General features: G+C 61.5%; 25 protein-coding genes. 17 read left to right on the top strand and 8 right to left on the bottom strand.

Annotation, left to right across the window (positions count from 1 at the left end):
* Window positions 1-156: 156 nt before the first annotated feature.
* On the bottom strand, window positions 157-1,140 hold the full coding sequence (locus tag Q1W40_RS04050) for a polyprenyl synthetase family protein (protein WP_300709138.1): 984 nt from the start codon (window positions 1,138-1,140) through the stop codon (window positions 157-159).
* A gap of 209 nt (window positions 1,141-1,349) precedes the next feature.
* Here Q1W40_RS04050 and rplU point away from each other — a divergent pair, with 209 nt between their 5' ends.
* The 4 genes from rplU (at window position 1,350) to proB (ending at window position 4,357) form a co-directional block, all read left to right on the top strand.
* Window positions 1,350-1,661, top strand: coding sequence for a 50S ribosomal protein L21 (rplU, locus tag Q1W40_RS04045; RefSeq protein WP_300709374.1), 312 nt, complete (start codon window positions 1,350-1,352; stop codon window positions 1,659-1,661).
* A gap of 12 nt (window positions 1,662-1,673) precedes the next feature.
* Window positions 1,674-1,934 (top strand): 50S ribosomal protein L27, encoded by a 261-nt coding sequence (gene rpmA / locus Q1W40_RS04040; RefSeq protein WP_019430604.1) that lies wholly within the window; start codon window positions 1,674-1,676, stop codon window positions 1,932-1,934.
* A gap of 103 nt (window positions 1,935-2,037) precedes the next feature.
* Entirely contained in the window at window positions 2,038-3,162 is a 1,125-nt protein-coding gene (gene cgtA / locus Q1W40_RS04035) for an Obg family GTPase CgtA (RefSeq protein WP_300709136.1), read from the top strand.
* A gap of 58 nt (window positions 3,163-3,220) precedes the next feature.
* On the top strand, window positions 3,221-4,357 hold the full coding sequence (proB, locus tag Q1W40_RS04030; protein ID WP_300709134.1) for a glutamate 5-kinase: 1,137 nt from the start codon (window positions 3,221-3,223) through the stop codon (window positions 4,355-4,357).
* Between the two features lie 52 nt (window positions 4,358-4,409).
* Here the strand turns inward: proB and Q1W40_RS04025 are convergent, their stop codons facing one another.
* Window positions 4,410-5,027 (bottom strand): RNA pyrophosphohydrolase, encoded by a 618-nt coding sequence (locus Q1W40_RS04025; protein ID WP_300709133.1) that lies wholly within the window; start codon window positions 5,025-5,027, stop codon window positions 4,410-4,412.
* A gap of 99 nt (window positions 5,028-5,126) precedes the next feature.
* On the opposite strand from Q1W40_RS04025, the gene Q1W40_RS04020 reads away from it, so the two are divergent.
* Both Q1W40_RS04020 and Q1W40_RS04015 read left to right on the top strand, forming a co-directional pair.
* Window positions 5,127-6,872: a proline--tRNA ligase gene (locus Q1W40_RS04020; protein ID WP_300709131.1), complete on the top strand. Its 1,746-nt coding sequence runs from the start codon at window positions 5,127-5,129 to the stop codon at window positions 6,870-6,872.
* Window positions 6,873-6,931: 59 nt separating this feature from the next.
* Window positions 6,932-7,519, top strand: coding sequence for a lytic transglycosylase domain-containing protein (locus Q1W40_RS04015; RefSeq protein ID WP_300709372.1), 588 nt, complete (start codon window positions 6,932-6,934; stop codon window positions 7,517-7,519).
* 48 nt (window positions 7,520-7,567) lie between these two features.
* Here the strand turns inward: Q1W40_RS04015 and grxD are convergent, their stop codons facing one another.
* Window positions 7,568-7,891: a Grx4 family monothiol glutaredoxin gene (grxD, locus tag Q1W40_RS04010; protein ID WP_108324273.1), complete on the bottom strand. Its 324-nt coding sequence runs from the start codon at window positions 7,889-7,891 to the stop codon at window positions 7,568-7,570.
* A 174-nt stretch (window positions 7,892-8,065) separates the two neighbouring features.
* Between grxD and Q1W40_RS04005 the strand changes: the two genes are divergently transcribed.
* Complete coding sequence (locus Q1W40_RS04005; protein WP_300709128.1) at window positions 8,066-8,458, top strand: VOC family protein; 393 nt, start codon at window positions 8,066-8,068, stop codon at window positions 8,456-8,458.
* A 27-nt stretch (window positions 8,459-8,485) separates the two neighbouring features.
* Here Q1W40_RS04005 and Q1W40_RS04000 read toward each other — a convergent pair whose 3' ends face one another.
* The 4 genes from Q1W40_RS04000 to hemA form a co-directional block, all read right to left on the bottom strand.
* Complete coding sequence (locus Q1W40_RS04000; protein ID WP_300709370.1) at window positions 8,486-9,463, bottom strand: tripartite tricarboxylate transporter substrate-binding protein; 978 nt, start codon at window positions 9,461-9,463, stop codon at window positions 8,486-8,488.
* A gap of 155 nt (window positions 9,464-9,618) precedes the next feature.
* A complete protein-coding gene (gene prmC, locus Q1W40_RS03995) occupies window positions 9,619-10,494 on the bottom strand; it encodes a peptide chain release factor N(5)-glutamine methyltransferase (RefSeq protein ID WP_300709126.1) in 876 nt (291 codons plus the stop codon).
* Window positions 10,494-11,582, bottom strand: coding sequence for a peptide chain release factor 1 (prfA, locus tag Q1W40_RS03990; protein WP_300709124.1), 1,089 nt, complete (start codon window positions 11,580-11,582; stop codon window positions 10,494-10,496). The genes prmC and prfA overlap by 1 nt, the downstream gene beginning before the upstream one ends.
* Window positions 11,583-11,740: 158 nt before the next feature.
* Window positions 11,741-13,012: a glutamyl-tRNA reductase gene (gene hemA, locus Q1W40_RS03985; protein ID WP_300709122.1), complete on the bottom strand. Its 1,272-nt coding sequence runs from the start codon at window positions 13,010-13,012 to the stop codon at window positions 11,741-11,743.
* Window positions 13,013-13,137: 125 nt separating this feature from the next.
* Here hemA and Q1W40_RS03980 point away from each other — a divergent pair, with 125 nt between their 5' ends.
* Complete coding sequence (locus Q1W40_RS03980) at window positions 13,138-13,413, top strand: hypothetical protein (RefSeq protein ID WP_300709120.1); 276 nt, start codon at window positions 13,138-13,140, stop codon at window positions 13,411-13,413.
* Window positions 13,414-13,443: 30 nt separating this feature from the next.
* Here the strand turns inward: Q1W40_RS03980 and ugpQ are convergent, their stop codons facing one another.
* On the bottom strand, window positions 13,444-14,187 hold the full coding sequence (gene ugpQ, locus Q1W40_RS03975) for a glycerophosphodiester phosphodiesterase (protein WP_300709118.1): 744 nt from the start codon (window positions 14,185-14,187) through the stop codon (window positions 13,444-13,446).
* 175 nt (window positions 14,188-14,362) lie between these two features.
* Here ugpQ and Q1W40_RS03970 point away from each other — a divergent pair, with 175 nt between their 5' ends.
* The 9 genes from Q1W40_RS03970 (at window position 14,363) to Q1W40_RS03930 (ending at window position 25,184) form a co-directional block, all read left to right on the top strand.
* Entirely contained in the window at window positions 14,363-18,241 is a 3,879-nt protein-coding gene (locus Q1W40_RS03970; protein ID WP_300709116.1) for an FAD/FMN-binding oxidoreductase, read from the top strand.
* A gap of 28 nt (window positions 18,242-18,269) precedes the next feature.
* A complete protein-coding gene (locus Q1W40_RS03965) occupies window positions 18,270-18,686 on the top strand; it encodes a DUF971 domain-containing protein (RefSeq protein ID WP_300709114.1) in 417 nt (138 codons plus the stop codon).
* An 8-nt stretch (window positions 18,687-18,694) separates the two neighbouring features.
* Window positions 18,695-19,426: a bifunctional demethylmenaquinone methyltransferase/2-methoxy-6-polyprenyl-1,4-benzoquinol methylase UbiE gene (ubiE, locus tag Q1W40_RS03960; RefSeq protein ID WP_300709112.1), complete on the top strand. Its 732-nt coding sequence runs from the start codon at window positions 18,695-18,697 to the stop codon at window positions 19,424-19,426.
* Window positions 19,427-19,464: 38 nt separating this feature from the next.
* Entirely contained in the window at window positions 19,465-20,439 is a 975-nt protein-coding gene (locus Q1W40_RS03955; RefSeq protein WP_300709110.1) for a Tim44-like domain-containing protein, read from the top strand.
* Between the two features lie 48 nt (window positions 20,440-20,487).
* Complete coding sequence (locus tag Q1W40_RS03950; RefSeq protein ID WP_300709108.1) at window positions 20,488-21,036, top strand: hypothetical protein; 549 nt, start codon at window positions 20,488-20,490, stop codon at window positions 21,034-21,036.
* Entirely contained in the window at window positions 21,033-22,598 is a 1,566-nt protein-coding gene (ubiB, locus tag Q1W40_RS03945; protein WP_300709106.1) for a ubiquinone biosynthesis regulatory protein kinase UbiB, read from the top strand. The genes Q1W40_RS03950 and ubiB overlap by 4 nt, the downstream gene beginning before the upstream one ends.
* A gap of 29 nt (window positions 22,599-22,627) precedes the next feature.
* On the top strand, window positions 22,628-24,073 hold the full coding sequence (locus Q1W40_RS03940) for a sodium:solute symporter family protein (RefSeq protein WP_300709104.1): 1,446 nt from the start codon (window positions 22,628-22,630) through the stop codon (window positions 24,071-24,073).
* A gap of 103 nt (window positions 24,074-24,176) precedes the next feature.
* Window positions 24,177-24,488, top strand: a complete 312-nt coding sequence (locus Q1W40_RS03935) for an FmdB family zinc ribbon protein (RefSeq protein ID WP_300709102.1) — start codon at window positions 24,177-24,179, stop codon at window positions 24,486-24,488.
* Between the two features lie 21 nt (window positions 24,489-24,509).
* A complete protein-coding gene (locus Q1W40_RS03930; RefSeq protein WP_300709100.1) occupies window positions 24,510-25,184 on the top strand; it encodes a DUF502 domain-containing protein in 675 nt (224 codons plus the stop codon).
* The last annotated feature ends 10 nt before the right edge of the window (window positions 25,185-25,194 follow it).

The raw sequence follows: 25,194 nt of genomic DNA, 5'->3' as shown, positions 1-25,194 counted from the left end.
ATCCGGGTGTTCACTTCTGCCATGTCTCCTCCCTGGGTATTGAATACCTCTGTATGCGGATGATGGTCCGTGCAGGCTGTTTTGTAAATCCTGCTTGGTGCGCAGAAACAAAAAAGCCGCTGAATTCAGCGGCTGGATGGGTCAAGCGCTTGTCGCTCAGGTCCGGCGGGTGAGCAGTTGCGACGCCAGCACCACCATGGCTTGGCGGTGCGCGTTGTCAGGCAGCTGCATGGCGGCATGGATGGCGCGTTGGGCCTCTGCCGCTGCAGCGTCGCGGGTGGCTTCCAGGGCGCCCGTCTCGCGAACAATGGCCACTATCTCGTTCAAGCGTTCCACGCTGCCGGTTTCGATGGCTTCGCGCACAGTTTGGCTTTGTGCGGGCGTGCCTTTTTGCATGGCCAAAATCAAGGGCAAGGTCGCTTTGCCTTCGCGCAGGTCGTCGCCCAGGTTCTTGCCCATTTCGGAGGCATTGCCGTCGTAGTCCAGCACGTCGTCGATGACCTGAAAGGCGGTGCCCAGGGCCTGGCCGTAGTTGGCGCAAGCGGCCTCAATGTCGGCTGGGCTGCCCGCCAGAATGGCACCCAGGCGGGCGCTGGCCTCGAACAGTTTGGCGGTTTTGGAGCGGATGACCCGCAAATAGCCTTCTTCGTCGAGCGAGGCGTCGTGCATGTTCATCAATTGCAGCACTTCGCCTTCGGCGATCACATTGGTGGCATCTGCCAATGTCTGCATGACGCGCATGTTGTCCGCGTCCACCATCATCTGGAAAGCGCGTGAATACAAAAAGTCCCCCACCAGCACGCTGGCCGGGTTGCCAAAGCTTTCATTGGCCGTCGGGCGTCCGCGGCGCAGTGTCGACTCGTCGACCACATCGTCGTGCAACAAGGTGGCGGTGTGGATGAATTCGACCACTGCAGCCAGGTTGTGACGCTGGGTGCCGGTATAGCCCAGGGCGCCGCAGCTCAGCAGCAGCAAAACAGGGCGCAGGCGCTTGCCACCGGCCGAAATGATGTACTTGGCAACCTCGCCGACCAAGGGCACGCCCGAATCCAGGCGCTGGGCGATGACACGGTCCACCTCGGCCATGTCGGGGGCGACCAGGGTGAGGACGGCTGCGGTGCTGTTTTCGGAGGCAGACAAGTGGGCAATCCGGCAAGGGCCCGTGCTCAGGCACACGGGTCAGGAAAATGGATGGAAACTGGCGCTGATTATAGGGACAGCCCATGACGTGCCGCTGGCGCGGCTCACCTTGATGATCTGCCTGTTTGCAAGGGGTGGTCAGACCGTGCTAAAATCTTCGGTTCCTTGGGGATCAGCCCTTGGAAACTTCCATTCAAAAGAGGTCATTTATGTACGCGGTCATAAAAACCGGTGGCAAACAGTATCGTGTTGTCGCTGGCGAAAAAATTAAAGTAGAACAGATTGCTGCGGACGTTGGCCAGGAAATCGTGATTGATCAAGTTTTGGCCGTCGGAACCGGCGCCGAACTGAAGATCGGCACGCCCCTGGTGTCCGGCGCCACAGTCAAAGCCACCGTGGTGGCTCATGGCAAGCACGACAAAGTGCACATCTTCAAGATGCGCCGTCGCAAGCACTATCAGAAACGTCAGGGTCACCGCCAGCAGTTCACCGAACTGCAAATCGGTGCGATCGCTGCCTGAGGAGAATAGGTCATGGCACAGAAAAAAGGCGGCGGCTCTACGCGCAACGGTCGTGATTCCAAGCCAAAAATGCTCGGTGTCAAGGCTTTCGGTGGTGAACTGATCAGCGCTGGCTCGATCATCGTTCGTCAACGTGGCACCAAGTTCCATGCTGGCAACAACGTCGGCATCGGCAAAGACCACACTTTGTTTGCCCTGGTGGACGGCCACGTGTCGTTCTCCACCAAAGGTGAGCTCAGCAAGCACATGGTCAACGTGACACCGGCTGTTTAAGCCTGTCTCGCCCATGGCGAAGAGGAGCCCCGCAAGCCGGGGCTTTTCGCATTCTGGACTGCTGATCTTTTGACAGTGAACCCCAAGCTACACTGGAAATCTCATGAAGTTCGTTGACGAAGCCTATATTGACATCGCCGCAGGTGACGGCGGGAACGGCTGCGTCTCGTTCCGCCATGAAAAGTACAAAGAGTTCGGTGGCCCCAACGGGGGCGATGGTGGGCGCGGCGGCCATGTGTTCGCTTATGCCGACATCAACCTGAATACCTTGGTCGATTACCGCTACTCGCGCCGCCACGAGGCCAAGCGCGGCCAGCACGGCATGGGCTCCGACATGTTCGGTGCGGCCGGTGACGATGTGACACTGAAAATGCCGGTGGGCACGATCATCACCGACGCCGAAACCGGCGAAGTGCTGTATGAGCTGCTGGTGCCGGGCGAGACCATCATGATCGCCAAAGGCGGCGACGGTGGTTTTGGCAACATGCGTTTCAAAAGTGCGATCAACCGCGCCCCGCGTCAAAAAACACCGGGCTGGTTGGGGGAAAAGAAAGAGCTCAAGCTCGAGTTGAAAGTGCTGGCCGATGTGGGTCTGCTGGGCATGCCCAATGCGGGTAAATCCACTTTCATCGCGGCGGTGTCCAACGCCCGCCCCAAGATCGCCGATTACCCCTTCACCACTTTGCACCCCAACTTGGGTGTGGTCCGTGTGGGCCCTGAGCAAAGCTTTGTGGTGGCCGATGTGCCGGGCTTGATCGAAGGCGCCTCCGAAGGTGCTGGCCTGGGTCATTTGTTCCTGCGCCATTTGCAGCGCACCCGTTTGTTGCTGCATGTTGTGGACTTTGCACCGTTTGACGAGAACGTCGATCCGGTCAAGCAGGCCAAGGCCATTGTGGCGGAGCTCAAAAAGTACGATGCCAAGCTGTACAACAAGCCGCGCTGGTTGGTGCTCAACAAGCTGGACATGGTGCCTGCTGAAGAACGTGAAGCCCGCGTGAAAGACTTCATCAAGCGCATGCGTTACAAGGGCCCGGTGTTCGAGATCTCGGCCCTGACCCGCGAAGGCTGCGAGCCCTTGATCAAAGAAATTTACAAGCACATCCGTGCCCAGCAAATCCTCGAGCAAGGTCCTGTGGACATTGACCCGCGCTTCAAGGAGCAGGACAAGCCGCAAGAGCCTGATGCCGATGATCCGCGATTCAAACCACTGCCCTCTGACGCCGATTGAGTTGGCGGCCTGAGCCGAAACTTTCGCCCCCTGTCCTTCACGCACAGTAAATCCCAGCATGACTTCTGCAGCCGTCTCCACCCTGTTGCGCGATGCCCGTCGCATCGTTGTCAAAGTGGGCTCCAGCCTGGTGACGAACGAAGGGCGTGGACTGGACGAGGGCGCGATCGGAGAATGGTGCCGCCAGATGGCGCTGCTCAGCGCCCAGGGCAAAGAGGTGGTCATGGTCTCCAGCGGCGCGATCGCCGAAGGCATGAAGCGCTTGGGCTGGACCACCCGCCCCAGCGAAGTGCCAGCCTTGCAAGCCGCCGCTGCCGTGGGCCAGATGGGCCTGGCGCAGATGTACGAAACCAAGCTGCGCGAAAACGGCATGGGCAGCGCCCAGGTGCTGCTCACGCACGCCGACCTGGCCGACCGCGAGCGTTACCTCAATGCCCGTTCCACCTTGCTCACCTTGTTGCAGCACCGCGTCTTGCCGGTGATCAACGAGAACGACACGGTCGTCAACGATGAAATCAAGTTTGGCGACAACGACACCTTGGGTGCTTTGGTGGCCAATCTGGTGGAGGCCGATCTGCTGGTCATCCTGACCGATCAGAAGGGGTTGTACACCGCCGATCCGCGCAAAGACCCTGCTGCGACATTTGTGCACGAAGCCCGTGCCGGCGACCCGGTGCTGGAGACCATGGCCGGTGGCGCAGGTTCGAGCATTGGCAAAGGCGGCATGATCACCAAGATCCTGGCGGCCAAGCGTGCAGCCGGGTCAGGGGCATCCACAGTCATCGCCTGGGGCCGTGAGCCCGATGCCTTGCTGCGCCTGTGCCAGGGCGACAACATGGGCACATTGCTGGTGGCGCAAACCGCCAAACAGCAGGCCCGCAAACAATGGATGGCTGACCACCTGCAGCTGCGTGGCTCGGTCACGGTGGATGCCGGTGCGGCCCACAAGGTGCTGACCGAAGGCAAGAGCCTTTTGCCGATTGGCATGACGGGCGTGGCGGGTGAGTTTTCGCGTGGTGATGTGATCGCCATCCGCGATGAGCAGGGTGCTGAAATCGCCCGTGGCCTGGCCAACTACGCCAGTGCCGAAGCGCGCTTGCTCTGCCGCAAACCCTCGCACGACTACGAGGCCTTGCTGGGCTACACCGCCGAGCCGGAAATGGTGCACCGGGACAACCTGATCCTCAGCCTTTGATGGTCTGCGCCTGAAGCCACAAAAAAGCCCGCTTGCGCGGGCTTTTTGCTGTTCAACCTTGCGGGTTCGGATCGAAACTCGCGCCCGGCGGCAACTCCATGTGCATGGGCGGTTGCAGGTCGGCTTGGCTGTTGTCCATGTCCATGGCATCCCGTGGGCCGCGCATACCGCCACGCAGGTAGCGGTTGTGCCGCTCCTGGCGCGGCAGAAACCGCGCCAGCTCGGTCAAGGCCATTTCATACACACCACGCTTGAACTCGACGACCACATCCAGCGGCACCCAATAGTCGTTCCAACGCCAGGCATCGAACTCCGGGTGGTCAGTGGCGCGCAGGTTCAAGTGGTGGTCATGGGTAACCATCTGCAGCAGGAACCAGATCTGTTTCTGGCCTTTGTAAAAGCCGCGAGCATCCCTGCGGATGAAGCGGTCTGGCACCTCATAGCGCAACCAGTCACGGGTTCGGGCCACGATGCGCACATGCTCCGGGTGGAGCCCCACTTCTTCGTGCAGTTCACGGAACATGGCCTGTTCAGGGCTTTCGCCCCGATCGATGCCGCCTTGCGGAAACTGCCAGCTGTGGGTCCTGATGCGCTTGCCCCAGAAAACCTGGTTTCTCTGGTTGAGCAGAATGATGCCGACGTTCGGCCTAAAGCCTTCACGGTCAAGCATAATCAACCTCAAATTTTTAAATTGTGTCCATTATGCACGCCGCATTGGCGCTCGCTCTTGGATGTTTCCCTGATTCCCCCGTTTTGTTAGTGTGCCGCGATGAAAGCTTCCCAATTCCTCATTTCCACCCTCAAAGAAGCGCCTGCAGACGCTGAAGTCGTCAGCCACAAACTGATGACCCGCGCAGGCATGATCAAAAAGCTGGGCGCAGGCATTTACAACTACATGCCCATGGGTTTGCGTGTGATCCGCAAGGTCGAAGCCATCGTGCGCGAAGAGATGAACCGCGCAGGCGCCATCGAGATGACCATGCCCGTGGTGCAGCCCGCCGAGCTGTGGCAAGAAACAGGCCGCTTTGACAAGATGGGCCCCGAATTCTTGCGCATCAAGGACCGCCATGGCCGCGACTTCGTGATCCAGCCCACCAGCGAAGAGGTCGTGACCGATGTGGTGCGCCAGGAAGTGCGCAGCTACAAACAGCTGCCCAAAAACTTCTACCAAATCCAGACCAAATTCCGCGACGAGCGCCGCCCCCGCTTTGGCCTGATGCGTGGCCGCGAATTCACCATGAAAGACGCCTACAGCTTTGACCGCGACATGGTCAGCGCCAAGGCTAGCTACCAGGTGATGGCCGGGGCCTACCGCAAGATTTTTGACCGCTTTGGCCTGACCTACCGCGCCGTGGCCGCTGACAGCGGTGCCATCGGGGGTGACCTGTCCGAAGAGTTCCAGGTGATTGCTGCCACCGGCGAAGACGCCATTGTTTATTGCCCTACCAGCAGCTACGCCGCCAATATGGAGAAAGCCGAGGCCCTGGCTCCGAGCCAGCCTCGCGGCCCAGCCATGCAAGCCCAGACGAAAACCGCCACGCCCGGCAATAGCACCTGCGAAGACGTGGCTGCTTTGCTGAACGTGCCGCTGTCCACCACCGTCAAGTCGTTGGTGCTGGCCACCGACACCCTGAACGAGCAGGGCGAGATCGTGAAATCGCAAGTCTGGCTCTTGCTGCTGCGCGGCGACCACGACATGAACGAAGTGAAAGTCGGCAAGCTGCCCGGCATGGAAGGCGGTTTCCGCTTCGCCACACTGAGCGAGATCGAAGAGCACTTCGGCTGCAAGCCTGGCTACCTCGGCCCTTTGAACCTGAAAAAGCCCGTGCACTTGGTGGCCGATCGCGATGTGGCCGTCATGGCCGACTGGATCTGCGGTGCCAACGAAGAAGATTTCCACATCACCGGCGTCAACTGGGGCCGTGACCTGCCCGAGCCCGCCTTGGTGGCCGACATCCGCAACGTGGTCGCGGGTGACAAGTCGCCCGACGGTCAGGGCGAGCTGGCGATTGAGCGCGGCATCGAAGTCGGCCATGTGTTCTACCTGGGCACGAAATATTCCAAGGCCATGAATGCCACCTTCCTGGACGAGAACGGCAAGCCGCAGTTTCTCGAGATGGGCTGCTACGGCATCGGCGTCACACGCTTGCCAGCGGCTGCCATCGAGCAAAACCACGACGAGCGCGGCATCATCTGGCCCGACGCCATTGCCCCCTTCACCGCCGTGGTTTGCCCCATCGGCATGGACCGCAGCGAAGCCGTCAAGCTGGAAGCTGAGCGCATCTACAACGGCTTGCTGGCCGCAGGTGTGGACGTGATCCTGGACGACCGTGGCGAGCGCCCCGGCGCCATGTTCGCCGACTGGGAGCTGATCGGTGTGCCGCACCGCATCACCATCGGAGACAAGGGCCTCAAAGACGGTGTGGTCGAGTACCAGCATCGCCGTGATGCCGAGTCCAGCAAAGTGGCGGTGGCCGACATCCTGGTGCACGTTCAGGCCCGTCTGTCGGCTTGAGCGCTGGGGGCATGTCGGGCGCCCCTGATCTTGTGAGCCGCCGATGTGCCTTGGGGTGCATGGCGGCGGCCAGTCTTTCGACCTGGCCTGGGCAGGCCCATGCAGGCTCGCAAATTGAAGAGCCTTTGTCGCACACGGTGCGCACCGCGCTGAGCGCAGCGGTGACCGATGCTGCGCCGCCTGAGCCCGTCCTGAGGACCGAGGCTGAGCAGCAGGCTTATGCCCAATGGCAGGTGGCCAGCAGCCAGCGTTTGAGCCGCTACAAAAATCACCCCACCGAGCGGCAGGAGTTTTTACAAACCCTGTGGTACGAGGCTCGGCGGGCGGGTTTGTCCCTGTCTTTGGTGTTGGGTCTGGTGCAGGTGGAAAGCGCGTTCCGGAAATTTGCCATCTCTTCAGCCGGTGCGCGGGGCTACATGCAGGTGATGCCGTTTTGGGTCCGCACCATCGGCGATGGCCATGAAGGCCGACTCTTTCACATGCAGACCAATTTGCGCTTTGGCTGTGTGATCTTGCGCCACTACCTGGACCGCGAAGGCGGTGATCTGTTCATGGGTCTGGGTCGTTACAACGGCTCGCGCGGGCAAGCGCCTTATCCGCAGGCGGTCTTGGCAGCGCAGCAGCGCTGGCGCCACAGCGTTGATTGAGCACAAAAAAGCCACCCGAAGGTGGCTTGTTCGCGCAGTGCAGAAGGATCAGGCCTGGCCGTTGATCACTTGCTGCAGCTCGCCCGATTCGTACATGTCCATCATGATGTCCGAGCCGCCAATGAACTCGCCTTTGACGTAGAGCTGGGGGATGGTGGGCCAGTTGCTGTATTCCTTGATGCCTTGACGGATTTCAGCGTCGTCCAGCACGTTCACGGTCTTGACGGTCTTGGGGTCCACACCGCAGGCCTTCAGGATCTGGATGGCACGGCCCGAAAAACCGCACATCGGGAAGCTGGCGCTGCCCTTCATGAACAGGGTGATGTCGTTGCCTTTGACGAGTTCGTCGATGCGTTGCTGGGTGTCGCTCATGGTTTTTACTCCAAATGGGATCGGTGTCGAATGGGTTGAATTATCGCCCCGATTGAAAACCTGCAATGTCCGAAGGGGTCACCGGCTGAAGCAGGCCTTGGCCGCCCCTGTGCACACCGAGTCGGAAATCCGCCAAAATGCAGCTCCAGGAGCCAACCCAAGCCTTGCCAGAACATGATTGATCACCTCGACCATTTGGTGCTGACCACCTTCAACGAAAACGCCTGTGTGGACTTCTACACCCGTGTCCTGGGCATGACGCTGGAGAGCTTTGTGGGCGGCACACCGCCCGTGACGCGCCAGGCCTTCAAATTTGGCCACCAGAAAATCAACCTGCATGTCCGTGGCAAGGAGTTCGAGCCCAAGGCCCACTTGCCTGTGCCGGGTGCTTTGGACCTGTGCTTCATCGCCTCGGTGCCGCTGGACGAAGTGGTCGCTCGCCTGATCGCGCAGAACTGGCCCATCGTCGAGGGACCGGTCATGCGCACAGGGGCGACGCAAAAGATCAGGTCGGTCTATGTGCGCGATCCCGACCTGAACCTGATTGAGATTTCCGAGTTGGCCTGAACCGCGCGTCAAAGGCTGAAAAAAGTTTCAGTCGGCATAGACGCCCGCTGAGCGGATCACCGGGCCCCATTTGTTGATTTCAGACTGCAGCCAGGTCCGCAGGCCTTCGGGCGATTGCTTGGATTCCGGCACGATCTCGGCCCCCAAGTCGGCCATGCGGGTGGCAAAGGCCGGGTCTTTCAGGCTGGTGCGGATGGCCGAGCCCACCTTGTCGATCACGGCAGCCGGCGTGCCCTTGGGGGCATAGACGCCATGCCAGACAAGCACTTCAAAGTCTTTCAAGCCGCTTTCGCTCAGGGTCGGGGCATCGGGCAGGGCGCGGATGCGCTGCTTGGTGGTCACGCCGTACATGCGCACGGTGCCCGCCTTGATGTGTTGCGTGGTTTGGGTGGTCTGGTCGCACAGCAGGTCCACTTGTCCGCCCAGCAAGGCGTTCATGGCAGGCGCTGTGCCTGAAAACGGCACCGTGGTCAGATCGACCCCCAGCGCTTGCTGAAACAGCATGCCGCACAGGTGGGACACCGCGCCCAGGCCGGCGTTGGCCAGGTTGATGCTCTTGGCGTTGGCTTTGACGTAGCTGCTCAGCTCTTGCAGGTTCTTGGCGGGCAAGTCTTTGCGGCCCAGCAGGGTCATGGGCACGTCCACCACCTGGCTGACGTACTCGAAGTCGGTCAAGGGGTTGAAGGCCATCTTGCGGTACAGCGCAGGGGCGGTGGACATGCCGTTGTGGTGAATCAAGAAGGTGTAGCCATCGGGAGTGGCTTTGGCCACGTAGGCGCCCGCCAAGGTGCCACCGGCACCCACCTTGTTCTCGACCAGCACCGTTTGGCCCAGTGATTTGCCCATGGTGGCCGCCAGCGTGCGGGCCACGATGTCGGTCGGCCCCCCTGCTGCAAAGGGCACCACCAGGGTGATGGGTTTGGCGGGGTAGGACTGGGCTGCAACCAGGCCACTGGCCAGCAGACAAGTGGCGCTCAGCAGGGTTTGGAGCAGGCGTTGGGGCATCAGTTGCATGGGGGCCTTTCAGTGGAAAACGAACAAACTGAAAGGCATGCTGCGTCAAATGCGTTTTGGGCGCAATGGGAGGAATACCCATCCAGCGGCGTTGGCTGTCGCCTGTGTGGCGTTTCTGTGTTCCCGCACTTTGCGGGTCACGATGTTCACCGGCTCCAGCGCCCACCTGTGCAGCGGTCTACTCCGGCCAGATCCTGGCGGGACTGCACCTCGGTGAACTCGGCTTGGGTCAGCAATGCTTGCACGGCGGCGGCCTGGTCCCAGCCGTGTTCCAGCAGCAGCCAGCCGCCCGGGGCCAGGCGGTTGGGGGCTTGGGCGATGATCTGGCGGATGTCATCCAGGCCGTCGGCCCCGCTGGTCAGCGCTTGCAGGGGTTCGTGCGTCAGGGCGGCCAGGTGCGGGTCGTTGTCGGCCACATAGGGCGGGTTTGAGACGATCAGCTCAAAGGTGCCGGACACAGCGTCCATCCAATGGCTCTGCACGCACTGCACGGGCAAATTCAGGCGCTCGGCGTTGGCGCTGGCCACGGCCAGGGCGTCGGCGCTGGCGTCCACCGCCGTCACCTGCGCGGCAGGGCGCTGGTGCTGCAGGGCCAGTGCCACGGCGCCGCTGCCGGTGCCCAAGTCCAGCACGCGCAGTGCTTTTGGCCGCCGTTCAGATGCGCTGGCTGGGTCGGTTTGGGCGATGGGCAGCAGTTCCAGCGCCCATTCGACCAAGATTTCCGTGTCGGGGCGTGGGTCCAGCACGCGGGCGTCCACCTTCAGCGTGAGGCCAAAAAAGTCCTTGTAACCGGTGATGTAAGCCACAGGCTCGCCTTGCAGGCGGCGCTGCAGGGCCTGGTCCCAGCGGTGTTGTTGCGCTGTGGTCAACAGATCGGTGTCGTGGGCCAGCAGCCAGGCGCGGTCATGCAGTGGGCGCGTCAGGGCATGCAGCAGCAGCATCTGCGCGTCCACCCTGGCCAAGCCTTGGGTGTGGGCCTGGCGCAGGCATTGGGCCACGCTGGACAAGGCGTGCGCGTCCATCACGCCGTCGCCCCGATCTCCAGCGCCGCCAGTTGCTCTGCGGCTTCGTAGGCCTGTAGCGCATCGACCACGTCTTTCAAATCGCCCTCCATGATGCTCAGCAGCTTGTAAAGCGTCAGGTTGATGCGGTGGTCGGTCAGGCGCCCTTGCGGAAAGTTGTAGGTGCGGATGCGGTCCGAGCGGTCGCCGCTGCCGATCAGGCTCTTGCGTTCGGCCGCGTCTTTGGCGGCGCGTTCGGCCCGGTCTTTTTCCTGGATGCGGGCCGTCAGCACCTTCAGGGCCTGCGCCTTGTTGCTGTGCTGGCTGCGGCCGTCCTGGCATTCGGCCACGATGCCGGTGGGCAAGTGGGTGATGCGCACGGCCGAATCGGTCTTGTTGATGTGCTGCCCGCCCGCACCGCTGGCGCGGTAGGTGTCGATGCGCAAATCGGAGGGGTTGATCTTGATGGCCTCGGCTTCGTCCGGCTCGGCCAGCACCGCCACGGTGCAGGCGCTGGTGTGGATGCGGCCTTGGGTTTCGGTGGCGGGCACGCGCTGCACCCGGTGGCCGCCCGATTCAAACTTGAGTGCGCCGTAAACCTGGTCGCCTTCGATGCGCACCACGACTTCTTTGTAGCCGCCCAGCTCGCTCACCGATTCAGACACGATCTCGCACTTCCAGCCCTGGCTTTCGGCATAGCGGGTGTACATGCGCAGCAAGTCGGCGGCAAACAGCGCCGACTCGTCACCCCCGGTGCCCGCGCGGATTTCGACAAACGCCGGGCGGGCGTCATCGGGGTCTTTGGGCAGCAGCATGCGCTGCAATTCGCCCTCCAGCGTTTGCAGCTCGGCGCTGGCGCTGGCCACTTCTTCTTCGGCCATCTCGCGCAGGTCGGCGTCATCCAGCATGGCTTGGGCGGCAGCCAGATCGGCGCTGCGCTGCTGAAAGCGGGCAAAGCGCGAGGCCACGGCACTGACCTCGGCATGTTCCCGCGAGAGCTTCAGGAACTGCGTCATGTCGGCCATGATGTCTTCGCGGGACAGCAAAAAGTCCAGCTCGGTCAGCCGCAGGGCGTAGCGTTCGAGTTGTTGGATCAAAAAGGGTTTCATGGGACGGTGACTTGAATAGGACGCGTTTTGTAGGAGCTTGCCTGCAAGCGATGGTTGGGCGACCATCAGGCTCCATCGCCAGCAGGCTGGCTCCTACAAAAATGGAGTGATTTCGTGCAGCCGAGTGCTGATCACGGAGGGGCGATCAGTGCCAGCCGCTAACGCTCTTGCCGCAAAAACAGCCGCTGAACCGCCTGCATGGTCTGCTCGCGGTGCGCGGGGTCGGCGCTGCGCAGTTCGGCCAGGGTGCCGTGCAGCATTTTCTGGGTCAGGCCTTTGGCCAAGGCTTCCAGCACGGCTTCGGGGTCCTCGCCTTTGGCCAGCAGCTTGCGGGCGCGGGCCAGTTCGGCCTCGCGCCAGCTGTCGGCTTGGCTGTGCAGCTGCTGGATCAGGGGCACGGCGTCGCGCTGGCCCAGCCAGTGGTTGAAGCTTTGCACGCCCGCGTCGATGATCACTTCGGCCTCGGCCACTGCCGCTTGGCGCTGGGCCTGGCCCGCTTGCACCACGCTGGCCAGATCGTCCACGGTGTAGAGGTACACGTCTTCGAGCGATTTGACCTCGGGCTCGATGTCACGCGGCACGGCCAGATCGACCATGAACATGGGGCGGTGTTTGCGTTTCTTGAGCGCCCGCTCGACCGCACCCAGACCGATCAGGGGCAGGGTGCTGGCGGTGCAGCTGATCACGGCGTCGAACTCGTGCAGGCGATCGGGCAACTCGGCCAGGCGCATGACTTCGGCCCCAAAGCGGCCAGCGAGCTTTTCGCCCCGCTCCAGGCTGCGGTTGGCGATCGCGATGGCCTTGGGCTGGCGGGCGGCAAAGTGCGTCACCACCAACTCGATCATCTCGCCTGCGCCGACAAACAGCACCTTGATGTTTTTCAGGTCTTCAAACAGCTGGCTGGCCAGGCGCACCGAGGCGGCGGCCATGCTGATCGAGTGGGCACCGATTTCGGTGGCCGTGCGCACTTCCTTGGCCACGGCAAAAGTGCGTTGAAACAGCTGGTTGAGGGTGCTGCCCAAAGCGCCGGCTTGTTCGGCGGCACGCACCGCGTCTTTCAGTTGCCCCAGGATTTGGGCTTCGCCCAGCACCATCGAGTCGAGCCCGCTGGCCACCCGAAAGGCGTGCCGTGCGGCTTCGTTGCCTTCGAGCAAATAGGTGTGCGATTGCAGCTCTTGCGCCGTCACGCCACCGGCCTGGGCCAGCCAGCGAAGGGTGTCGGCGGTGGCCGCCTGGTCGGCGGCGCAATAAATTTCGGTGCGGTTGCAGGTGGACAAGATCGCCGCTTCGGGCGTCTGGTCGGTGCGCTGGGCCAAGTCGCTGCGCAAACCCTGCAAAGTGGGGGCCAATTGGTCCACGGCGAACGCAAACCGGCCGCGCAAATCCAGCGGCGCAGTCGTGTGGTTCAAACCGAGGGTCCAGACAGCCATCCTTCGATTATAGAAAGCCGCCCGCGCAGGCATGACTAGGCGCGGCAGCAGAGGCCTTTCAAGGCACAATCTGGGCGCAATCCATCACGCTGGTTGATGGCCCACATTGATCTTTTCACGCCCTCATGACTTTCTGGCAACTCATCTTGCACCTGTTCAACTTCGTGCTGCCTGCGCTGGCCATGGCGGTGCTCATGCCTTGGGCTGGGCGCTGGGTGATGGGCTCTGGCGGCGCACCGCTGCGCCGTCGCATGGCCATCCATGCGGTGGCCGGGGTCTTGGTCTTGGTGGCAGGCTTGGTGGTGCAAGGCCATGACGGGAAAATGAGTACCTACATGCTTTTGGTGCTGGTGGCCGCTACCGTCGAGTGGGCCCTGCACCGGGGTTGGGCCCAAAAATAAAGCCCCATCCTGCCCCAGGTTGGGCGGGCATCAGTCTGGATCGAACAGGTCCACCCGGTCCGTGATGAGGCCATCGATGCCCAAGGCCAGCAGGTGCTGCGCTGTCAATGCGTCGTTGACGGTGTAGCTCAGGCATTTCATGTCAGCGGCATGGACTTGGGCCACTGCGGCGGTATCCCACAATTTGTAGTGGCACACCACGGCCATGCAAGTCAGGGCTTGGGCGGTGGGCAGCCAGTCAGCCCAGAAGTGGTCGAGCAACAAGCCGCGTGGCAACAGGGGCGCTGTTTGCTCAGCCGCAGCCAAAGCTTCGGGCTTGAATGAGGTCAGCAGTGGGGGCACTTTTGCGCCTTGCCAAAGCCGAGCGGCTTCTTGCGCCACCATTTTCCCTGTGAAGGCCTCGATGCCGGGTGTGGGTTTGATCTCGATGTTCAGGTGGTAGCCGTGGGTCAGGCAAAAATGCGCCACATTTTCCAGTGTGGCCAGAGGCTCACCCCTGTAAGGGCTTGAATGCCAGTGGCCTGCATCCAGCTCAGACAGGGCATGCCAAGGCAGATCGCCGCCGACGCCTTGGCCGTTGGTGGTGCGTTCCAAGGTGGCGTCGTGCATCAGAAACACCACGCCGTCGGCGCTGATTTTGGCATCGCACTCGAACATGCGAAAGCCGTGCGCGGCGCCCACCCGGAAGGCGGCCAGGGTGTTTTCGGGGGCGAGTTGGCCAGCGCCTCGGTGGGCAATCCAACGCGGGTAGGGCCAGAGCGAGTGGGTGTGCATAAGTCAGATGGATCATAAAGTGTGCAAGCTGGTGTGGTGTCCGCACAGGGATGCCTGCCCCTATGACCGGCGCGTGTTTGTTGCACTGCGGTAACATTCAGCCTCAGCCGGGTTCAAGCCAGTTTCCGTGTCTGGCTGAATGCGTATTGACACGCTGCTGACCGCGCCTACCCCTATGAATGCACCCACCACGCTCCAACATTTGATGCAAGCCGACGCCGATGCGCCGCGCCTGCGCGAGATCCCGTACAACTACACCAGCTTTTCTGACCGCGAGATCGTGGTCCGCCTGCTGGGCGAGAAGGCCTGGGATCTGCTGAACCAGCTGCGCGATGAGCGCCGCACAGGCCGTTCAGCCCGCATGCTGTACGAAGTGCTGGGCGACATCTGGGTGGTCGAGCGCAATCCCTATTTGCAGGACGACCTGCTGGACAACCCCGGCCGCCGCAAGCTGCTGGTGGACGCCTTGCAGCACCGCCTGGGCGAGGTGCAAAAACGCCGCACCCCCGATGTGGATGCCGCCCGCGACGCCCTGGTGGGGGCTTTGCTGGACCTGGCTGCTCAGGCTGTGACCCAATTCAACGAGCGTTTTGCCAACCGCGCCAAGCTGCGCAGCCAGGTGCAAAAGACCCTGGGGCGTCTGACGGCCAAAGACAACATCAAGTTCGATGGCCTCTCGCGGGTGAGCCATGTGACCGACGCGACCGACTGGCGCGTGGAGTACCCCTTTGTGGTGCTGACCCCTGATTCCGAGACCGAAATGGCGGGCCTGGTCAAAGGCTGCATTGACTTGGGCCTGACCATCGTGCCACGCGGCGGCGGCACGGGTTACACCGGCGGCGCGATCCCGCTGACCTGGAAGAGCGCGGTCATCAACACCGAAAAGCTCGAAGCCATGACCGAGGTCGAGATGGTCGACTTGCCCGGTATAGCGCACAAGATCCCCACTATCTACACCGAAGCCGGTGTGGTGACCCAGCGCGTGGCCGATGCGGCCGAGCGCGGCGGTTTTGTGTTTGCGGTGGACCCGACATCGGCCGAAGCCAGCTGCATTGGCGGCAACATCGCCATGAACGCGGGCGGCAAAAAGGCGGTTTTGTGGGGCACGGCGCTCGACAACCTGGCCAGCTGGCGCATGGTCACGCCCGACGCCGAATGGCTGGACGTGGTCCGCATGGACCACAACATGGGCAAGATCCACGACGCCGACGTGGCCACTTTTGAGCTGCGTTACTTCAAGGCCGACGGCAAAACCCCGATCCGCACCGAAACCCTGGTCATTCCGGGCAAGACTTTCCGCAAGGAAGGCCTGGGCAAGGACGTGACCGACAAGTTCTTGAGTGGCTTGCCTGGCGTGCAAAAAGAAGGCTGCGATGGCCTGATCACCAGCGCCCGCTGGGTCGTGCACCGCATGCCCACGCACACCCGCACCGTGTGCCTGGAGTTCTTTGGCCATGCCCGCAACGCGGTGCCGAGCATCGTCGAAATCAAGGACTTCATGTTCGCCGAGCAAAAGCGCACCGGCACCGTGATGGCGGGTCTGGAGCACCTGGACGACCGCTACCTGCGTGCCGTGGGTTATTCCACCAAATGCAAGCGCGGTGGCTTCCCCAAGATGGTGCTGATTGGCGACATCGCCGGTGACAACGCCGACGACGTGGCCAAGGCCACGTCCGAGATCGTGCGCATGGCCAACTCGCGCAGTGGCGAAGGCTTCATCGCCATCAGCCCCGAGGCGCGCAAGAAGTTCTGGCTGGATCGCAAAAAGACCGCGGCCATCTCGCGCCACACCAACGCCTTCAAGGTCAACGAAGACGTGGTGATCCCGCTGCCGCGCATGGCCGAGTACACCGACGGCATCGAGCGCATCAACATCGAGCTCTCCCTGCGCAACAAACTCAAGTTTTGCACTGAGCTGGAAAGCTTCCTTGAGCGGGGCAACTTGCCCTTGGGCAAGCAAGACGACGCCAGCGACATCCCTTCGGCCGAGTTGCTGGAAGACCGCGTGGCGCAAGCCCTGGCGGTGGTGCGCGAGGTGCGCGATCAGTGGCAAGGTTGGTTGACCGATGTCGACGCGCTGTTTCCACAGTTGCAAGAGCACAGCCTGCGCGCCAGCTGGAAGACGCAAATCCGTCCGGCTTTCCAGAACATCTTCTCCGGCTCGGCCTTTTTGCCGATCCTGAACGAGGTCACCGCCATTCACCAGCGCGTGCTCAAAGGCCGCGTGTGGGTGGCGCTGCACATGCACGCGGGTGACGGCAATGTGCACACCAACATCCCGGTCAACTCCGACAACTACGAGATGCTGCAAACCGCGCACGAAGCGGTGGCCCGCATCATGGTGTTGGCCCGCAGTCTGGATGGCGTGATCTCGGGCGAGCATGGCATTGGCATCACCAAGCTGGAGTTTTTGACCGACGCCGAGCTGGCCAACTTCACCGCCTACAAGGCCAAGGTGGACCCGCAAGGCCGTTTCAACAAGGGCAAGCTGCTGCGCGGCGCGGCCCTGACCGGTCTGGGCGACGATGTGCACGTCGCCGACCTGACGCACGCCTACACGCCCAGCTTTGGCCTGATGGGCCACGAGTCGCTGATCATGCAGCAGTCGGACATTGGCGAGATCGCCGCCAGCGTGAAGGACTGCCTGCGCTGCGGCAAGTGCAAGCCCGTGTGTTCGACCCATGTGCCGCGGGCCAATTTGCTCTACAGCCCGCGCAACAAGATCCTGGCCACCTCCTTGCTGGTGGAGGCCTTCTTGTACGAAGAGCAGACCCGCCGTGGCGTGTCGATCAAGCACTGGCAAGAGTTTGAAGACGTGGCCGACCACTGCACCGTCTGCCACAAATGCCTGACGCCTTGCCCGGTCAACATCGACTTTGGCGATGTGACCATGAACATGCGCAACTTGTTGCGCAAGATGGGGCAAAAGAGCTTCCGTCCCGGCAATGCCGCGGCCATGTTCATGCTCAATGCGACCAACCCCGAAACCATCAAGCTGGCCCGCATGGCCATGGTGGGCGTGGGCATGAAGGCCCAGCGTTTTGTGGCCGGTTTGCTCAAAGGCGTGGCCCGCAAGCAGACCAGCGCACCGCCGGCCACCGTGGGCACCGCGCCGATCAAAGAGCAGGTGATCCACTTCATCAACAAGAAGATGCCGGGCAACCTGCCCAAGAAAACAGCGCGTGCGCTGCTGGACATCGAGAACAACGATTACGTGCCGATCATCCGTGACCCCAAGGCCACGACCTCGGAAACCGAAGCGGTGTTCTACTTCCCTGGCTGCGGCTCCGAGCGCTTGTTCAGCCAGGTGGGCCTGGCCACGCAGGCCATGCTCTGGCATGCGGGCGTGCAGACCGTGCTGCCACCGGGTTACCTGTGCTGCGGTTACCCGCAAAAGGGCTCGGGTCAGTTCGACAAGGCCGAGAAGATCATCACCGACAACCGGGTGCTGTTCCACCGCGTGGCCAACACGCTGAACTACCTCGACATCAAGACCGTGGTGGTGAGCTGCGGCACCTGCTACGACCAGCTGCAGGGCTACCAGTTCGACAAGATCTTCCCCGGCTGCCGCATCATCGACATCCACGAGTTCTTGCTGGAAAAAGGCATGAAGCTCGACGCGGGCGGGGCCTATCTTTACCACGACCCTTGCCACAGTCCCATGAAGCAACAAGAGCCCATGAAGACCGTCAAGGCCTTGATGGGTGACAACGTGCTGGAGAGCAAACGCTGCTGCGGCGAGTCGGGCACGCTGGGCGTGACGCGCCCGGACATCTCGACCCAGGTGCGCTTTCGCAAGGAAGAAGAGCTGCTCAAAGGCGAAGCTGCCCTGCGCAGCAGCGGTGCGCTGGCGCCTCAGGCCAATGTGAAAATCCTGACCAGCTGCCCCAGTTGCCTGCAAGGCTTGTCTCGTTTTGGCGACGACATGAAAAACGGCCTGCTCGAAGCCGACTACATCGTGGTCGAGATGGCCAAGCACATCCTGGGCGAGAACTGGATGCCCGAGTACGTCAGCGCTGCCAATGCCGGTGGCATTGAACGCGTGCTGGTTTAACGCTGGAAAGCAACACGCGAAAGTCACTATGGCCGGTTTGAAAAAAGAAACACCCACGCCCGAGTCCCTGACTGTGCATGGCCAGACCAAGGTGCTGGAAATCGGCTTTTCCGATGGGGCGCAATTTCGCATCCCGTTCGAGCTGATGCGCATCTACTCCCCCTCGGCCGAAGTGCAAGGCCATGGCCCCGGCCAGGAGGTGCTGCAGACCGGCAAGCGCGAGGTCTCGGTGATCGAGATCGAGCCTGTTGGCAACTACGCTGTCAAGCCGACCTTTTCGGATGGCCACGACTCGGGCCTGTTCACCTGGGAGTACCTGTACTTTCTGGGCGACCAGCAAGCGGCTTTGTGGCAACAGTACGAAGAGCGCCTGCAAGCCGCAGGCACTGACCGCGATGCCCCCATGCCCGTCAAAGGCGGCAGCAGCTGCGGCCACAACCATTGAGCATTCTCATGAGCACCACCCATTTCGGTTTCAAAACCGTCGACGAAACAGAAAAAGCCAAGCACGTGCGTGGCGTGTTTGACTCGGTCGCGTCCAAATACGATGTGATGAACGACCTCATGTCCATGGGGCTGCACCGCGTGTGGAAGGCCTACACCGTGCAGGTGGCCAACCTGAAAGAAGGCGACCAGGTGCTCGACATTGCGGGCGGCACGGGCGACTTGTCCATGGCCTTTGCCAAGAAGGTCGGCGCCACAGGTCGTGTGGTGCACACCGACATCAACGAAGCCATGCTCAGCACTGGCCGTGACCGTTTGCTCGACCATGGACTGGCTTTACCCACCTTGGTGTGCGATGCCGAGAAGCTGCCTTTTCCGGACAACCATTTCAACGTGGTCAGCGTGGCCTTTGGCCTGCGCAACATGACGCACAAGGATGTGGCGCTCAAAGAGATGTGCCGTGTGCTCAAGCCTGGTGGCAAATTGCTGGTGCTGGAGTTCTCCAAAGTGGCCAAGCCGCTGGAGAAAATCTACGACTGGTACAGCTTCAAGATCCTGCCGCACATGGGCAAGCTGGTCGCCGGCGATGCCGACAGTTACCGCTATTTGGCTGAATCCATTCGTATGCATCCCGGCCAGGAAGAGCTGAAAACCCTTATGAAAAACAGCGGATTTGGCCATGTGGATTTTCATAATTTATCGGCAGGGGTGGTAGCCTTACACGCAGGCATCAAGTGTTGATGCCAGATTTGTGAGTTTTGTTATCCATTGGAGACACCGTGAACAAGTTCTTGACCCTTTTGCTCGCTGGCGTTTTGGCCCTGGGCAGTTTGAATGCTGAAGCTGCCCGTCGCATGGGCGGTGGCAAATCCATTGGCCAGCAATCGAACCAAGTGACGCAACGTGAAGCTGTGCGTCCACAACAAGCGGCAACCCCCGCGCAGCAAGCGGCGCCTGCCGCTGCAAAACCGCCGGTCGCAGCACCTGCAGCCAAGAAGCCTTGGGGTGCGATGCTGGGCGGTTTGGCGGCTGGCTTGGGCTTGGCTTGGCTGGCCCATTCCTTGGGCATGGGTGAAGCTTTTGGCAACGTCCTGATGTTCTTGTTGATTGGCGTAGCCGTGATGGCGGTGATCGGCATGATCATGCGCCGTAAAAGTGGTGCAGCCCAACAAGGGGGTCTGGCTTACCAAGGCGCAGGCGCCTCTGCTGAGCAGCCCGCCTCGTTCAAACAATACAAGCCCGAGACAGTCGGCAACGATGCTTCGGCCCGTCCCTGGGAAGCCCAGGGGACACAGTTTGACGGCTCGGCAGCCGCTCAAACCGGTGGTTCGATGATTGGCTCTGCCTTGAGCGGCTCTCAGGCCTGGGGTATTCCTGCTGACTTTGATGTGGCCGGTTTCGTGGCTGCTGCCAAACAGAACTTTGTCACCTTGCAAGACGCTTGGGACCGTTCGGACATCGCGACTTTGCGCTCCATGATGACCGACACCATGGTGTCCGGAATTCGCAGCCAATTGACTGAGCGTGAAAGCCAGTTCCCTGGCCAGCCCAACAAGACAGAAGTGGTGATGCTTGAGGCACAGTTGTTGGGCATCGAAGAGCAGGCTGAGGCTTATCTGGCCAGCGTTGAGTTCAACGGCATGATCCGCGAAGATGCTTCGGCAGGCCCCAGCCCCTTCCGCGAAGTCTGGAACATGACCAAGTCCAAACAAGGCGGTGGTTGGCTGGTTGCTGGCGTGCAAGCGCTGCAATAAAACACCGGCCCCCAGGCGGGGCCTTTGTTTCGGGAATAATCGGGGACTATGGCAACACAGTCCCCTTTTTCTTGGGCCGCGCAGGCGCTGCCCCAATTCGCTTCCAACTTTCAGCCACCCGCCTGGGTGGTCGATGAGTCGGTCAACCGCCTTGTCCTGTTCCTCAACCATGTACTGCAAAGCGAACCCGAGGCCATGGCCCGCCTGGCGCGTCAAAAAGGCCAGCGCATTGAGCTGGTTTGGGACCGCATCCAACTGCAACTCACGCCCACGCCCGCAGGGCTGTTGGAGCGCGGCCGCTTTGAAGGCTTTGACCTGCGTCTTACGGTGACCGAAGAATCGCCCCTGTCGCTGGCGTCGGCCTTGGCCAAGGGCGACAAGCCCAAAGTGCGCATCGAAGGCGATGTGCAATTGGCCGCCGAGATCAACTGGTTGATCGACCATGTGCGTTGGGACGCTGAAGAAGACCTGGCACGCCTGGTGGGGGATGCCATGGCCCACACGCTGGCCCAAGCGGCCCGCAAAGCCATGGAGGCCCTGCGCGGCTTCGTGGCCAAGCGTCCCGGCACCGACATCGTTTCCGGCAGCGCAGCATGAGCCGCCTCGGCCGCGGCGCGTTCATCGTCTTCATTGTCCTGCGCTATGGCCTGGACGAGTTGGTGCTCTCCAGCTTCCAAAAGCCCTGGATCCGCCTGTTGGCGCGCATCCTGTCGGTGGGTCGCGACCTGCGTTCGCCCCGTGCGGTGCGCCTGCGCGAGGCGCTGGAGCGCCTGGGCCCGATTTTTGTGAAGTTCGGTCAGGTCTTGTCCACCCGGCGCGATTTGCTGCCATTGGACATCGCCGAAGAGTTGGCCAAGCTCCAAGACCGCGTGCCGCCTTTCAGCTCGGACATTGCTGTGGCCACCATCGAGCGGGCTTTTCGCAAGCCCGTGGACACGATCTTTGAAAGCTTCGAGCGTGAACCCGTGGCCAGCGCATCGATCGCGCAGGTGCACTTCGCGACCTTGCGCAGCAAGTCTGGCGAACTGCGCGAAGTGGCGGTCAAGGTCTTGCGCCCGGGCATGTTGCCCGTCATCCAAAAAGACCTGAGCCTCATGCGCATGATGGCCGGCTGGGTCGAAAGCCTGAGCGCCGACGGCAAACGCCTCAAACCGCGCGAGGTGGTGGCCGAGTTCGACAAGTACCTCAACGACGAGCTGGACCTGGTGCGCGAAGCCTCCAACGCTGCGCAGTTGCGCCGCAACATGGAAGGCCTGGACCTGGTGCTGATCCCCGAGATGGTCTGGGACTATTGCCAGCCCGAGGTGTTGGTGATGGAGCGCATGCACGGTGTGCCCATCAGCCATGTGGAGCGCTTGCGTGACGCCGGAGTGGATATCCCCAAGCTGGCGCGCGATGGCGTGACCCTGTTCTTCACACAGGTGTTTCGCGATGGTTTTTTCCACGCCGACATGCACCCCGGCAACATCCAGGTCAGCCTGGCGCCCGAGACTTTTGGTCGCTACATTTCGCTGGACTTTGGCATCGTCGGCACGCTGACCGAATACGACAAGGAATACCTGGCGCAGAACTTCACCGCCTTCTTCCGCCGTGACTACAAGCGCGTGGCAGAGTTGCACATCGAGTCGGGCTGGGTGCCTGCAGACACGCGTGTGGATGAACTCGAAGCCGCGATCCGCGCCGTGTGCGAGCCTTACTTTGACCGACCGCTCAAGGAAATTTCGTTGGGCATGGTGCTGATGCGTCTGTTCCAGACTTCGCGCCGGTTCCATGTCGAGATCCAGCCGCAGCTGGTGCTCTTGCAAAAGACCCTGCTCAACATCGAAGGCCTGGGGCGCCAACTCGACCCCGAGCTGGACCTGTGGAGCACGGCCAAGCCCTTCCTCGAAAAGTGGATGCTCGACCAGATCGGTCCCAAAAAGCTGTGGGAAGAGCTCAAGGCGCAAGCCCCGCATTACGCCAAGCTGTTGCCGCAACTGCCCCGTCTGTTGCACGACTACCTCAAACAGCCGCGCCAAGGCGATGCACGCCAGTTGGAGCAGCTGCTGGCCGAGCAGCGCCGCACCAACCGTTTGCTGCAAATCCTGCTGTATTTGGGCATGGGATTCCTGCTCAGCTTGCTGGGGCTGCAGGTCTGGTCGCACTTGCAGTTGTACTGATTTTTCGTTTCTAAACAGGAGACATTGCCGTGTTGCTGACCCTCGTGATCGCCTACCTGCTGGTGACCATCGCGATTGGCCTGGTGGCCGCCAAGCGCGTGAAAAACTCGGCCGACTTTGCCATTGCGGGCCGGCATTTGCCGCTGGCGATGATCGTCACCACCACCTTTGCCACTTGGTTTGGCTCCGAGACGGTGTTGGGCATCCCGGCCAAATTCGTCAACAGCGGCCTCAATGGTGTGGTGGAAGACCCCTTTGGCGCGGGCAGTTGCCTGATTTTGGTGGGCCTGTTCTTTGCGGCCAAGCTCTACCGCATGACCTTGCTGACCATCAGCGACTATTTCCGCGAGCGCTATGGCCGCAGCGTGGAGGTGATCTGCTCGGTCATCATCATGGTCAGTTACCTCGGCTGGGTCTCGGCGCAGGTGACGGCTTTGGGCCTGGTCTTCAATGTGTTGTCCGATGGCGCCATCAGCCTGCCTCTGGGCATGGTGATCGGGGTGGTGTCCATCCTGGCCTACACCCTGTTTGGCGGCATGTGGTCGGTGGCCATCACCGATTTCATCCAGATGATCATTCTGGTGTTGGGGCTGGCCATCCTGGCGGTGTTCGCCGGACAGCAGGCCGGTGGTGCCGACAAGGTGCTGGCGCTGGCGGTGAGCCAGGACATGTTCAAGTTCTGGCCCGAGCCGAACTTCAAGGACATCATTTTCTTTTTTGCAGCTGCGATCACCATCATGCTGGGCTCCATCCCCCAGCAAGACGTGTTTCAGCGCGTGATGTCGGCCAACAGCGAGTTTGCGGCGACCCGTGGCCCGGTCATCGGGGGCGTTCTCTACATCCTGTTTGCCTTTGTGCCCATGTTTTTGGTGGTCAGCGCCATGATCATCATGCCGCAGGAGGCCGCCAGGCTGATCGCCGAAGACCCGCAAAAAGTTTTGCCCACGCTGGTCATGACCCAGATGCCTTTTGTGATGCAGGTGCTGTTTTTCGGGGCGTTGCTCTCGGCCATCAAGTCCTGCGCCTCGGCCACCTTGCTGGCGCCCAGTGTGACCTTCACCGAAAACATCTGGCGTCAGTTTTTCCCGCACCAAAGCGACCAACAAGAGCTCAAAGCCATGCGCATCACGGTGCTGGTGTTCAGCGTGCTGGTGTTGGCTTATGCGATCGTCATGCAAGGCACTTCGATCTATGAAATGGTCTCTGGCGCTTACCAGGTCACCCTGGTGGGGGCGTTTGTGCCCCTGGCTTTTGGGCTGTACTGGAAGAAAGCGACCACCCAGGGCGCTTTGTTTGCGATTGTGTTGGGTTTGCTGACCTGGCTTTTGTTCACCTTCACCCCTGCGGGCGAGGCGTTTCCAGCCCAGTTGGCCGGGGTGTTGGCCAGCCTCTCGGGCATGCTGATCGGCTCCTGGGGCCGCCAGGCGATCCGCAATCAGCACGCGGGGCACCACAAATTGGTGGGCGTGGAGTGAGTCCGGTCTGAATTCGGCCGGAAAGCGGCCCAGGGGGCTTGAACAGGTGCCCCCCGCCTATAATTGAGGGTTTTGAATTTTCAACCTGAAAAGAGCCCTCTTCATGCCCATTTACGCCTACAAGTGTGAGTCCTGCGGACATGCCAAGGATGTTCTGCAAAAAATCTCCGACGCACCCCTGACCGACTGCCCAGCCTGCGGTGCACCCAAGTTCAGCAAACAGCTCAGCGCACCGGGTTTCCAGCTCAAGGGCTCGGGCTGGTATGCGACCGATTTCAAAGGCGGAAGCGGCGGTGTGACCGGTGCTGCTGCGGCGGCCAGCCCTGCCACCAGCGCCGAGCCTGCGGCGGCAGCTGCCGATACCTCCACTCCTGCGGCTGCTGGCGGTTGCGGTACATCCTGCGCTTGCCATTGATCCCCAACTGATCGCCACTTCATGAAAACACGCAGCTTCAAACAGTACTTCATCACCGGTCTGCTGGTGTGGCTGCCCATGGGCATCACCGTCTGGGTGCTGACCTGGCTGGTGGGCTTGCTGGACGGCATCTTTCTGGCCGTGCTTCACGCGGCCGATTCGCTGATCCCCGGCATGCACAAGCTGGCCGAAGCTTTGCGCGGCGTACCCGGTCTGGGCGTGATCCTGGTGGCCTTGGTGATTTTGGCCACCGGCGTGTTTGTGGCCAATATGTTTGGCCAGTGGTGGCTGCGCAAGTGGGACAGCCTGATGAACCGCATCCCCGTGGTGCGCAGCATTTACACCAGCGTCAAGCAAGTGGCCGACACCTTGTTCTCGGGCAGTGGCAATGCGTTTTCCAAAGCCCTCTTGGTGCAGTACCCCCGTCAGGGTTCCTGGACCATCGCCTTTTTGACCGGCACACCGGGTGGCGAAGTGGCCAGGCACCTGAACCAGGCCATGGTCAGCGTGTATGTGCCCACCACACCCAACCCCACCTCGGGCTTCTTTTTGATGATGCCCCAGGCCGACGTGATCGAACTTGACATGAGCGTGGACGACGCTCTCAAGTACATCATTTCCATGGGGGTGGTGGTGCCCGGTGGTCCCGATCAAATTCCATCGGTTGAGTCCTCAGCCGTCAAACAGTCCTCGTGAGTGGGGTCAT

Origin of the sequence: Limnohabitans sp. (genome assembly GCF_030158565.1) — a bacterium.
GTDB lineage: Bacteria > Pseudomonadota > Gammaproteobacteria > Burkholderiales > Burkholderiaceae_C > Limnohabitans_A.
Note: the sequence above shows the minus strand (reverse complement) of the source record. Positions and strands in the feature narration are given on the sequence as shown.